This window comes from Phenylobacterium sp., from assembly GCF_037138395.1.
GTDB lineage: Bacteria > Pseudomonadota > Alphaproteobacteria > Caulobacterales > Caulobacteraceae > Phenylobacterium.
In genome coordinates this window covers 1-12,061 of record NZ_JBAXIM010000074.1, presented here as the reverse complement: position 1 = coordinate 12,061, position 12,061 = coordinate 1, and the positions used below count along the sequence as shown (strand labels likewise).

Annotated in this window: 10 protein-coding genes, 1 other RNA gene and 1 pseudogene; 10 read left to right on the top strand and 2 right to left on the bottom strand. The window is 66.1% G+C overall.

Annotated features, from left to right (window positions below):
* The first annotated feature begins 462 nt into the window (after positions 1-462).
* A complete protein-coding gene (locus tag WCJ52_RS07600) occupies positions 463-2,877 on the top strand; it encodes an ATP-binding protein (protein WP_336902703.1) in 2,415 nt (804 codons plus the stop codon).
* 61 nt (positions 2,878-2,938) lie between these two features.
* Positions 2,939-3,541: a peptidylprolyl isomerase gene (locus WCJ52_RS07595; RefSeq protein ID WP_336902702.1), complete on the top strand. Its 603-nt coding sequence runs from the start codon at positions 2,939-2,941 to the stop codon at positions 3,539-3,541.
* Between the two features lie 3 nt (positions 3,542-3,544).
* Here WCJ52_RS07595 and WCJ52_RS07590 read toward each other — a convergent pair whose 3' ends face one another.
* The gene (locus tag WCJ52_RS07590) at positions 3,545-4,006 is read right to left on the bottom strand and encodes an NUDIX hydrolase (protein ID WP_336902701.1); all 462 of its coding nucleotides are present in this window, start codon (positions 4,004-4,006) and stop codon (positions 3,545-3,547) included.
* Positions 4,007-4,156: 150 nt separating this feature from the next.
* Between WCJ52_RS07590 and ilvN the strand changes: the two genes are divergently transcribed.
* Positions 4,157-4,705, top strand: a complete 549-nt coding sequence (gene ilvN, locus WCJ52_RS07585; protein WP_336902700.1) for an acetolactate synthase small subunit — start codon at positions 4,157-4,159, stop codon at positions 4,703-4,705.
* A gap of 56 nt (positions 4,706-4,761) precedes the next feature.
* Here ilvN and WCJ52_RS07580 read toward each other — a convergent pair whose 3' ends face one another.
* Positions 4,762-5,418, bottom strand: a complete 657-nt coding sequence (locus WCJ52_RS07580; protein ID WP_336902699.1) for an aquaporin — start codon at positions 5,416-5,418, stop codon at positions 4,762-4,764.
* Positions 5,419-5,516: 98 nt separating this feature from the next.
* Between WCJ52_RS07580 and ssrA the strand changes: the two genes are divergently transcribed.
* From ssrA to WCJ52_RS07545, 7 genes and pseudogenes are all read left to right on the top strand, one after another.
* Positions 5,517-5,878, top strand: a transfer-messenger RNA (tmRNA) gene (gene ssrA / locus WCJ52_RS07575).
* A 116-nt stretch (positions 5,879-5,994) separates the two neighbouring features.
* The gene (locus tag WCJ52_RS07570; protein WP_336902698.1) at positions 5,995-6,489 is read left to right on the top strand and encodes a ClpXP protease specificity-enhancing factor SspB; all 495 of its coding nucleotides are present in this window, start codon (positions 5,995-5,997) and stop codon (positions 6,487-6,489) included.
* Between the two features lie 11 nt (positions 6,490-6,500).
* Positions 6,501-6,986: a PaaI family thioesterase gene (locus WCJ52_RS07565; RefSeq protein WP_336902697.1), complete on the top strand. Its 486-nt coding sequence runs from the start codon at positions 6,501-6,503 to the stop codon at positions 6,984-6,986.
* Entirely contained in the window at positions 6,987-7,763 is a 777-nt protein-coding gene (locus WCJ52_RS07560; protein WP_336902696.1) for a C13 family peptidase, read from the top strand.
* Positions 7,760-9,814 (top strand): serine hydrolase domain-containing protein, encoded by a 2,055-nt coding sequence (locus tag WCJ52_RS07555; protein WP_336902695.1) that lies wholly within the window; start codon positions 7,760-7,762, stop codon positions 9,812-9,814. The genes WCJ52_RS07560 and WCJ52_RS07555 overlap by 4 nt, the downstream gene beginning before the upstream one ends.
* 246 nt (positions 9,815-10,060) lie before the next feature.
* Positions 10,061-11,683, top strand: a complete 1,623-nt coding sequence (gene fliF / locus WCJ52_RS07550; protein ID WP_336902694.1) for a flagellar basal-body MS-ring/collar protein FliF — start codon at positions 10,061-10,063, stop codon at positions 11,681-11,683.
* Positions 11,680-12,061 (top strand): annotated as a pseudogene (locus WCJ52_RS07545) (flagellar motor switch protein FliG); the annotation flags it as partial. The gene fliF and the pseudogene WCJ52_RS07545, both read left to right, overlap by 4 nt.

The window sequence follows — 12,061 nt, the reverse complement described above, 5'->3', positions numbered from 1 at the left end:
AGCTGGAAGCGGAAGGGGAACATGTCATCCGCCAGGCGCGCCTCGACGATCGCATCGACGCTGATCCCTGCATCCTGGCTCCAGGCCCGGCCCTTCTCGAGGAAGGCGGACACGGCGCCGACGGTCTGAAGCATGGAGCCTACGCTCACGTCATAGAGTGAAATCGCCATTTCCTGATCTCCGGGTTCAAGGGGCCGACAGCCTGGATTGGGAACAATCGCCGACGGACAAGCTTTTCTTCACGGTTGAGACCCATTCTGTCCAGACCGGACGTTCGGGAGCCGGTCGGATCGGACGCCGGAACCAGGCGAGATGCCGAAACAAATCAGAGTTCTGAAGTCGAACCCGCGCCGGGAAGCGTTGGGCGGGTGGATTTGGCGCGCGGTCTCCGACCGCGGTGGCCAGGATTCCCTGGCCGCGATAGCGGTCGCGGTCGCGTCCGCGCCCTACACCGGGCCCCGGATGGCACTCGCCTGGCTGGCCTTCGTTATCGCCACTGCAGTGGCGGAATACCTCGTCACGGCGGGCGGGCTTAGGCGCCACCGCCTGGGAGACCTTCTGGAGCTCGCGCGGAGCCTGGCCGGGGCGGCCTTAGGTCTCTATCTCTTATCGTCCCCCTTCAAGGATGCGACCGTCGTGGCCGTCGCGCTCTGGGGGTCCATGGCCTTCCGCGCCATCGTGGTCGACTATCGCCGCACAGACCAGCTCTGGATCCGGTTCGGCCCGGTCCTCATCGCCTTTTTCTGGCGCCAGGCTAACCTCTTCTACGAGCATGTCCTGGCGGGCGCGTACGGGTTGGCGTTGGCGGACATCGCTGGACTGGTCTTCATCCTGGCGGCCCTGGGTGCGGTCTACGTGACACTTCAGGAGCGCCGAAGCTCATATGTGCGGGTCCTGGCGGAGAGCCAGGACAAAACCGTTCAGGTCGCGGATGCGCACAGGGTCGCCCTGCTTGCGGAACAACTGGTGGGATCGGGACACTTCCGGCTCGACATGCGGACCGCGGAAGCAAGCTTCTCAGATGGTTTCTTTGACCTCTACGGCTGGGACAAGTCCGGGGGTGCCGCTAACCTTAACGACATCTTGCTGTTGCATGATCCCGCGGACCAGACCCGGGTCCGGGAAATGGTCAGCGAGGTGATCAATTCAAAGCAGCCTATGCGCATCGAGACCCAGGCCACGCTGAGGGATGGCCGCCGGAAGGCCATGCTGACCCAGATCAGCCCGGAAATTGGTGCATCCGGTCGTGTCGGTGCCATATTCGGCGTCACCCTGGACATCTCTGAGGCCCGCAGCCGGGAGAAGGCCTTGGCGGAGAGCGAGGCCCAGCTCCGCCTGCTCGCCGACAATGTGACCGATATCGTGATCTGGCTGAGCCCTGGCGGCAGGATCCTCTACGCCTCGCCCTCGGTCGCCACCCTGGGCTACGCCGCAGACGACATGGTCAGCCGGCCGGCCATGGACTACGTGCATCCAGACGACCACGGCGAGGTCACGCGCCTAATGATCCGGGTCTTCGAAGACGAGGAAAGCGAGGACGACCTTCGCGGCGAATTCAGGTTCCTGAGCCCGGGCCGCCCGGTTGAGCATGTCTGGCTTGAAGGCAAGGCCAGCGCCATCCGGGGTCCGGATGGCCGGGCGCGATCGGCGGTGATCAACTTCCGGGACGTGACACGGAGGCATGAACTGGAGGCGGACCTGCGCCAGGCCAAGTCCCGCGCCGAGGCCGCGGCCGAGGCCAAGAGCGAGTTCCTGGCCAATATGAGCCACGAGATCCGGACCCCCCTGACCGGGGTGATCGGCTTCTCAGGTCTGCTCGCCCAGCTTCCGGGCCAGTCTTCGGCGGCGCTCGGCTACATCGGAAAGGTGATCTCCAGCGGTGAAGCGCTTCTGGCTGTCGTGAACGACATCCTCGACTTCTCCAAGCTCGAGGCCGGCCAGGTGGAGCTTGACCCCGCGCCGTTCCATCTCCGGGACTTCCTCACAGAGACCACGGGCCTGTTCGCAGAGCGGGCGGACGCCAAGGGCCTGAAACTGGACGTCCGTATTGCCGAGCCTGCGCCCGACTACGTCCTCGCGGACTGCGGTCGTTTGCGCCAGGTCCTGTCCAACCTCCTCAGCAATGCCATCAAGTTCACAGAGAGGGGCTCGGTCGTTATCCATGCCAGGCATGACGCAAAGACTGCGGCACTGGAAATCTCGGTGAGGGATACAGGCGTCGGAATCAATCCCGAGCAACTTGAACTCCTCTTCCAGCGCTTTACCCAGGCCGACGGCTCCATCAGCCGCCGTTACGGGGGCACAGGCCTGGGGCTTTCGATCTGTCGCCAGCTGACCGGCCTGATGGGCGGCGAGATCCGCGCCGCCTCGACGCCAGGCGCCGGCTCGGCCTTCACATTCGACATCCGGGCGCCGGCTTCCGAACCTCCGGTGTTCCAGACTGTGCCGGACGCCGCAGAGGAAGCCCCCGGGGAGAGCCTCAGCATCCTTGTCGTCGACGACCTGGACGCCAACCGCGAGATCGTCCGCGCGCTCCTTGAGGCCGCTGGCCAGCAGGTGCACGAGGCGTCCGGGGGCGCACAGGCGGTCTCTCTGGCCGTGGCGCAGACCTTCGACCTGATCCTGATGGACCTGCAGATGCCGGGGATGGACGGCTTTGCGACCACTCGGGCGATCCGCCGCCTGTCGCCCGAGAACAGCACCACGCCGATCATCGCCCTTTCGGCCAATGTCCTGCCGGAACATGTGGACGCCGCTGAGCGCGCCGGCATGAATGACCACATCGGCAAGCCGATCGTCCCGGCCAAACTCTTCGCAGTGCTCAACCGCTGGGCGGGGGTGAGGGTGGCTGCGGACCTTGAGGTCGAGCCGGGCTGAGCCTCAGCGCTTTTCCGGGTGTCCGGCGCGGGCTAGGCTGAGGTTCCCAACGGAGGTCCCGATGATCCGACGCCGCCAAGTCCTGGCCGCCGCCCTCCTGGCCGCAGGCCCCGCACTCGCCGCGGGCAGTCCCGGCCTGGTTAGGGTCCGGCTTTCAACAAAGCTCGGCGACATCCTTCTGGAACTGCGGGGTGACAAGGCCCCCGCAACGACGGCCAACTTCCTCCGCTATGTCGTCGAACGCCGCATGGATCATGGGACTTTTTACCGGCGCTCCGTTCCGCCGGGGTCCAAGACCTTCGACTACGGGGTGATCCAGGGCGGCCTGCAGAACGATCCAGCCTGGATCCTGCCCCCGGTCCGCCACGAGTCCACGGCCCGGACCGGGCTCAAGCACACCAATGGCGCCATCTCCATGGGGCGGCGGGCGCCCGGAACGGCGACTTCGGACTTCTTCATCTGCGCTGGCGACCAGAGCTATCTCGACGCCGATCCCTCGGGGCCCGGCGATAACCTGGGCTTCGCCTGCTTCGGCTATGTGGTGGAGGGGATGGAGACGGTGGAAAAGATCATGGCCCTGCCGGTTTCGCCGACCGCCGGGGTCGGGACCATGAAGGGCGAAATGCTGCGCAATCCCCTGCCGATCACCGCACGCAGGGTCTGACCCTCAGCTCGCCACCTTGGCGAATCCGGCGAGCAGACGGGACAGCCCCGGTTCGTCGACGCGGCCAGCGGCTTCCTCCGGTGCCAGCCAGAGCCTTTCCCGCTGGCCGGCCTCGGGCCATTCGTCATGCTCGGTCTCGACACGGAGCGGATAGACCTTGACCCTGACGGGCTGGAGAGCACCGCTGGACAGCCGTTTGTCATAGTCGAAGACGCCGATCTTGCGGGCCCCGGTCCTGCCCTCCACGCCAGCCTCCTCCCAGGCCTCCCGGGCCGCTGTCTGGTGCGGCTTGAGATCCTTGACCGGCCAACCCTTCGGCACCACCCAGCGACGGGTTTCACGGGAGGTGATCAGCAGGACCTCGATGCCGCCGGACGCGGGGGGCCGCCAGACCAGGGCCGCGTACTGGGCCAGGCGCCCGGTTCCCAGAGGCCCCAGCTCAGGACGCACAAACTTTCCGACCATTATCCACCCCCCGTCCCGAGCCACTGCAGCCAATTCCCGGCTGATCTGGCTGTGCATTCACGCAACTGTCACATTAGCCGAGGCCGCCGCCAGCCCTTGCCCACCGCGCCGGCTTGTGACACCTCGCCCAAAGATCAGGGAACCCCGACCATGACCGACCCTCAACCCGCCTCCGTCTACGATCTCGACCATGCCGAGCAGGTCGAGAGCCTCGCCACCTTCGCTATCCTGGTGGACAACGAGCCGGGTGTCCTGCACCGCCTTGTCGGCCTGTTCGCGGCCCGCGGCTACAACATCGAGAGCCTGACGGTGGCGGAGACCGACCGGAACGCCCACACCAGCCGGGTCACGATCGTGACGCGCGGTGCCCCGCAGGTTCTGACCCAGATCGAAGCCCAACTCCAGAAGATGGTGGCGGCGCGTCACGTCCAGGACGTTACCCGCGATCCCAATGGGCTGCAGCGGGAACTGGCCCTGGTGAAGGTTCGCGGGGTCGGCGCCGAGCGGGTCGAGGCCCTGAGGATCAGCGAGATCTTCCGGGCCCGGGTCCTGGACACGACGATCGACAGCTTCATTTTCGAGGTGACCGGGCCCTCATCGAAGATCGACAAGTTCATCGACCTCATGCGCCCCCTGGGGCTGGTCGAACTGGCCCGGACCGGGATTCTGTCGATTACTCGGGGCGCCGAGACCCTCTGAAACGCAGACGGCCCGGGCGTCTCCACCCGGGCCGTCGTCTAGAGCTGTTGCTCAGATCACGAGAGCAGGCGAACCCTGTAGAGGGAGGCGCCGATCACGGCGCCGATGACCGGTGCCACAAAGAACAGCCACAGCTGAGACAGGGCCTGGCCACCCGCAAGGATGGCCGGTCCGAAGCTGCGGGCTGGATTGACCGAGACGCCCGTGACCTGAATACCGACAATGTGGATCACAGCCAGGGTCACGCCGATGGCGAGGCCCGCGAAACCCGGCGACGCCTTTTCGGAGGTCGAACCCAGGATCACGATGACGAACAGGGCGGTCATCACGATCTCGAAGATCAGGGCTGACTGCTGGCTGTACTCACCAAGGTACCCCGGACCCCAACCATTCTGACCGAGATGGGCCGTGGAGCCCACGATGGCGGCGAGGATGGCGGCGCCCGCCAGCGCCCCGGCGAACTGGGCCACCCAGTAGCTGAGCATATCGCGCAGGTTCATGCGTCCCGCGATGAAGACGGCCAGGCTGACGGCGGGGTTTACGTGGCAGCCCGAGATCGGGCCAATGCCATAGGCCATGGCGATGATCGCACCGCCAAAGGCGAGAGAAACGCCGAGCTGGCCGACGTTGTCAGCTCCGGCGAGCACCGCCGAGCCGCATCCGAACAGCACGAGCGTAAGCGTGCCAATGAATTCCGCTAACATCTTGGACATGAAGCCCTCCCTAGTTTGTCGATCCAGCTTGCGCCAATCCAGGGATTTGGTGAACAGGGAATTTACGAAACCAGCCGCAGGGCCGTCGGAGCCGTTGGGGGATTGAGAATTCAGCCTGCCTGCACTATATGACAACTGTCCGGTTCGCCGGACTATGGGGATAAACGCGCACGAAATAAGCGGACTGGACCCGGGTGCGATTCCCGGCGGCTCCACCAAACTCCTTCCCTCGCCTTGGCGGGGAAATGCGGGGCCGATCAGCATCGACAGACGTGTAAAGGTGTTGCTTTCTTCCGGCTTGGCCCACCGTTTCGGGCTTTAATCTAAATGCGAACGATAACTTCGCTGGAGAGGTTCGTCTGGCCGCGTAAGCGACCCGACGGGTTTCGACCTGAAGCCCTGGCGTCTTAGCAGCGTCAGGCGGGGCCGGGAGGGGGCCCGGCAACAGAACCCCTCCACCTTCCCGGAGACGGACCTGTGACAAAGACTCCTGACCCTTCACCGGGATGGGGGATGGAACCTTGCGCGGGGCTCCGGGGGCGCTAGTTTGTCGAACGACCTCTGGACAGGACCCAAATGGCTCAGGAACCACCCGCCCAGGACCTCATGAACTATGAGGCCATGGCCCAGGAGGCCCTGCGCGGGGTTGTCCGCGCCGCTCTCATCCGGGCTGGCCAGCCCGGGGGGCTTCCGGGCGCTCATCATCTCTACCTGACCTTCAAGACAGGGGCCGTCGGCGTCGAAGGGCCGGAAGACCTGCTGTCGCGCTACCCGGACGAGATGACCATTGTCCTGCAGCACCAGTTCTGGGACCTCGAATTGGACGCAGTCGGTTTTTCCGTGACGCTCAAGTTCGGCGGCCGGCCGCAGAGGGTGACAGTGCCCTATGCCGCCATGAGCCGTTTCTACGATCCCAGCGTACAGTTCCTGCTGCAGTTCGAGGCCGAAGCCGCCGGGCCGGCGCCCGCCCCCGCACCGTCACCGGTCGCATCCATCGTACCGGAGTCAGGTCCGGAGCCTGAGCCTGGCTCTCCGAAGGTCATTTCCCTCGACCAATTCCGAAAGAAGTGAGGCTTCATACCGTGTCAGAGATCCCACCGGAGACCCGCCCGGCAGACACCCCGGAACCCCTGACGGACGAGGCCATCCTGGCCCGGTTCCAGAGGACAAAGAACCAGCCGACCGGCTCCCAGACCCTGGGGTTCCGGATTGTCGCGGTCAGCCAGGCGGACAAGTCTGTCGAGGTCGCCTTCGAGGCCCGCGCCGAGCTCCTGCTCAATCCCATGAAACAGATCCAGGGTGGATACCTCTGCGCCATGCTCGACGAGTGCATGTCGGTGGCCTGTATGGTCGCCTCTGGCATGACGCATGTCGCCCCAACCGCAGAGATGAAGACCTCCTTCTTCCGCCCCGCCCTGCCGGGCCCGATCCGCGGCGTCGGCCGGGTCGCAAAGTGGGGGCGGACCCTGGCCTTTACCGAGGGCGAACTCTATGACCCCGAGGGCCGGATTCTGGCCAAGGCCACCGGGACCGCAGTCCCCACGCCCTTCAAATCCTACAAGAGCTGAATGTCCTCCGCGCGCGCGCTCATCCTGCTCCTGGTCACCCTGTTCCTGGCCCTTCCAGGGCGGGCGCAGGCGGCCGACACCACCTTCGGAAACTGGGCGGCCGTCGTCATCGCCGGCGACTGGCGCGGGTCTGGCGGGGGCGCGACCGAGGCCTTCGACAACGCCCGGCATGATGTCTCCGCCGAGCTCGTCCGCCTCGGTTTCTCGCCGGCCAACATCCTTCAGTACTCAGTCCGGCCAACACGCTACGCCAAGGACCGTCCCGCAAAGTCCGACATCCGGGCGATCTTCGACGGACTGACCAAGCTCACCTCGGGCGGGCCGGAAGGCTGCCTAGTTTATTTCACATCGCACGGGGCACCCCAGGGCGTGGTTGTCGACCAGTCCATCCTGCCACCCGACATTCTTGCCGCCATGCTGAACAGGACCTGTGGGACCCGGCCGACCATTGCGGTGATTTCAGCCTGCTTCTCCGGCGTCTTCGTGCCCGACTTGAGCGCGCCGAACCGCATGGTCCTGACCGCGGCGCGCCCCGACCGCACCTCCTTCGGCTGCGGGCAGTCGAACCGGTATCCCTTCTTCGACGAGTGCTTCCTGCAGAGCACGCCGTCGGCCAGGAACTTTGCGTCCCTCGCCGCCCAGGTCCAGGTCTGCGTCGCCGAGCGGGAGATCAAGGAGGGGGCTCGCCCACCCTCGGAGCCTCAACTCTTCATCGGCCCGCAACTGAGGCCCGTCCTGCCCCTCTACGCCTTTCCGGTACGGGCCCCTCCCCCATGAGTTCCTCCACGCCCCGCCTGTTCGCGGCGCTGACCCTGATGCTGGCCCTGGCGACTCCCTGGCGTGCGCCTGCGGCTCCGGGCCCGACAGCGGGCGTAGGCGCCACCGTCGCCGCGAAGCCGGCCTCGACACGGACGTCCGCAGGAGCCGCCAAGGCGCCGGAAACAAGGCCGGCAGACGCCGCACAGGATCGCGGGCTGGAAGCCTTCGTCGACGGTCTCGTCCGCGACTCCCTGGTCCAGGACCATATCGCTGGCGCGACAGTGGCGATCGTCCAGGACGGTAGGATTGTCTTGAAGAAGGGCTATGGCGCGGCCTCGCTCGATCCCTGGCGACCCGTGGATCCCGACCGGACCCTGTTCCGCCTGGGCTCGGTTTCGAAGACCTTTACCTGGCTGACGGTCCTGAAGGAGGCGGAGGCCGGGCGACTGCGCCTGCAGGCGCCCGTCAACCTGTTCCTGCCGGAAGCCATTCAGGTACGCGACCAGGGCTATCCAGGCCCGGTGACGCTGGAGAGCCTGATGTCGCATTCGGCGGGCTTTGAGGACCGGGCCCTCGGGCACCTCTTCGAGCGGGACCCCGCACGTATCCGCCCCCTCGCCGTCTATCTCCGCCAGGAGCGGCCGCGCCGGGTACGGCCAGTGGGGGTTCTCTCCAGCTATTCCAACTATGGCGCCGCCCTGGCGGGAGAGGCGGCGGCATGGACCTCGGGCAAGACCTTCGAGCGCCTGGCCGAGGAGAGCCTGTTCGAACCCATGGGGATGGCGCGGACAAGCTTCCGTGAGCCGCATCCGGCCCGGCAGGACCTTCCGGCCCCCCTGGCCCCGGCCCTGGCCGCGGACATCTCCAGTGGGTTTTCCTGGACCGGGGTCGGGTTGCGTGCCGAACCCTTCGAGTACATCGGCCAGGTCGCCCCGGCCGGTTCAGCCTCCTCTACCGCTGAGGACATGGCCCGCTACATGATCACCCTGCTGGGCGGCGGCGTCAGGGCCGAGACCCGCGTCTGGGGCGAGGCGACAAACCAGGCCCTCGCCCAACCCCTCAGGCGCACCCCGCCCGGGATTAACGGCTGGCGACGCGGCTTCATCGCCTATGCGCTTCCCGGGGGCCTTTCCGGCTATGGTCATGATGGGGCGACGCAGACCTTCATGACCAACATGACGATTGTTCCGGAACTTCGCCTTGGGATCTTCATCAGTACCAACACCAGCACAGGTCGGGTTCTCACCCAGAGGTTTGCTGCCCGGGTGGTGGAGCAGGTTGGGCAGAATTCCACGGCCTGGCCGCGTCCGGCGGCGCCGGGGCTCTACGCCGAACGCGCCCTCTATGAAGGCCGTTACCTCGGGACACGCCGGGCCTATTCAGGCCTTGAGGGCATGCTGGATCGCCTGAATGGCGGCCTGACCGTGCAGGTGACCCGGGAAGGCCGTCTGGTAACGCGTGAGGGGGGGCGCTCCCAGACCTGGGTCCCGGAAGGCTCGCCGAAGTCGGGGCTCTTCATCTCGGATACGGGATACGAGCGCAGGGTGTTCAAGATCGAACGCGACCGCGCGGCTCGGATGCTGACGGCGCTCAACACCCAGGTGTATGAGCGCGCGCCCTGGTGGAGCCGAGCCAGCCTTCTCGGGGTGGCCGCCGCTGCGACCGCCCTCGCCAGTGGTGCCACACTGTGGGGTGCCCTGTTCCGCAATCGCCGGGACTTCCGCCAGACGCCGATCCAGGCCCGCGCCGGCGTCCTGCTGGCGCTGGGGTCCACCCTGTGGCTTGTCGCCCTGGGGCTCTCGGTACTTTGGATGCTGACAACACCCCCGGACCGGCTCCTGTACGATTGGCCAGGGCTCAACCTGCTCGCAGCCTCGGCTACGGCCCTGGTGGCGACCTTGATGACCCTGGTCTGCGCGGGCCTTGCCCCCTTGGTGGTCCGCAGCGGGCGCCGACTGGACAGCTGGAGCCCAGGCCGGCGCATCGGTTACATCGCAACTGTCGGGCTGTCCCTGCTCTTCGGCCTGCTACTGGCGCTCTGGGGCGGCCTCTCGCCCTGGGCCGGATAGCGCCCGGAGCCTGTTCCCTCTGGCTGGAACGTCTGAAGGGGCAAAATAGGCTCTAGGTCCAAAAAGTTAGAGCCTCTTTCGATCCGATAACCCGTTGGCACCTATCGGAATACGATGCAGCGATCCTCGCGACGGGCCCACCAAAATTCCCGCGTAAACTCCTCGTTTACCAACCACTGGGTAATTCCTGCCTATTCGTCGGCAGGAACTGCACCCCTTGCAGCCGACGGTGGGAGACTGAGAACCGTGAACGGTTTCTTCGCCGCTCTGCAGAGATTTGGTTTCGGCCGCCTGGCGGCCTTCGCCGGCATCGGCGTGGGTATCGCCGCGGCCCTCGGCGCCCTGTTCATGAACGTGGGACGTCCGAGCGCGCTCCTCTACTCGAACCTCGACCTCAAGGAGGCCGGGGAAATCACCCGGGCCCTGGACCAGGCCAATATCCGCTACGAGGCCAAGGGTGACGGATCGACCCTCATGGTGGCGAGGGATGAGGTCGCCACCACCCGACTGCTCCTGTCCGGCAAGGGGCTGCCGACGGCAGGCTCCGTCGGTTACGAAATCTTCGACCAGACCGGCGTCGTCGGCCAGACAGACTTCGTCCAGCAGCTCAACCGCCAGCGCGCCCTTGAGGGCGAGCTGGCGCGGACCATCCAGGGCCTGGAAGGCGTCACCTCGGCGCGGGTTCACCTGGTGCTCCCCAAGAAGGAGCTGTTCGAGGACGAGATCCAGCAGGCCTCGGCCTCCGTCAGTATCGCCGTCGGCGCCCGGGAGCCCACCCCGGACCAGGTTCGCGCCATCCAGAACCTGGTGGCGGGCGCCGTGCCCAACATGAAGCCCGACAGGGTCACGGTGGTGGACCAGCACGCCAAGACCCTTTCCGGTGGCAGCGAGGGCGACGCCATGGCCTCCGATGGCCGCAAGTCCGCCGTCGAGACCCGGGTCGCAAAGACGGTCAAGACTCTGGTGGAGGGCGTCGTCGGGCCCGGGAAGGCGCGGGTCAACGTCACGGCCGACCTTGATCTCTCTCAGGTGACTATCCAGCAGGAAACCTTCGACCCAGAAGGCCAGGTAATTCGTTCAGAGACCACCAGCGAGGAAAACGCCAACGAAAACCAGCCGAACCCGTCCGGCGCCGTCACCGCGGCGGCCAACATCCCCGGCGCGCCTCCGAATGCGGACGGCAATGTCAGCTCGGTATCCGGGCGGACTGGCACGACCACGAACTACGACATCTCCAAGACCGTACGCACCGAGGTCAAGGAGCCAGGACAGATCAAGCGCCTCTCCGTCGCTGTGGCTGTGGATGGCGTGACGGCCCCGGCCGGCAAGGACGGCAAGCCCGGCGCCTATAAGGCCCGCCCGGCCGCGGAAATGCAGAGGATCGAGCAACTGGTCCGGACCGCTGTCGGCTTCGACGCCCAGAGAGGCGACCAGGTCACGGTGATCAACGTCCAGTTCCCCAGCGCCGACACCGGCGGCGGCGTCGTTACCGCCAACCCCCTGATGGGCTTCGACAAGAACGACATCATGCAGATCGTCCAGTGGGTGATCCTGCTGATCGTCGCCCTGCTGACCATCTTCTTCGTGGTCCGGCCCCTGTTCAACGGCTCGGCCGGGGCCCGGACCGGCGTGACCCGGCTGGTGACGACGGCAGATGGACAGCAGATGATGCTGCCGATGGATCCCTCGACCGGGGATCCGCTCTCCCTGCCCGGCCCCGACCAGAGCGAGATGGAGCAGCGGATCGCGATCGCCAAGATCGAGGGCCAGGTCAAGGCCAGTTCGATCAAGCGCGTGGCGGAGTTCGTTGAGTCCCATCCTGAGGAGTCGGTGGCGCTGCTGCGCACCTGGCTGCACCAGCCAACATGAGCCGGGGACCCCAAAAAGGCGGCATAATCACCGACGCCTCCATGCTGACAGGGCCGGAGAAGGCCGCGATTGTTCTTCTCACCCTGGGGGAGGAGGGCACCGCGATCTGGCAGATGCTGGACGAGGAGGAGATCAAAGAGGTCTCCCAGGCCATGGCCACCCTCGGCAACGTCACGTCCAACGTGGTCGAGGTCCTTCTGGTCGAATTCATCTCGAACATCTCCGGCGGCGGCACCGTCATTGGCTCGTTCGAGCAAACCCAGCGGCTCCTCAACTCCTTCCTCGACCCCGACAAGGTCGACGGCCTCATGGAGGAAATCCGCGGTCCGGCCGGCCGGACCATGTGGGACAAGCTGGGCAATGTCAGCGAAGGCGTCC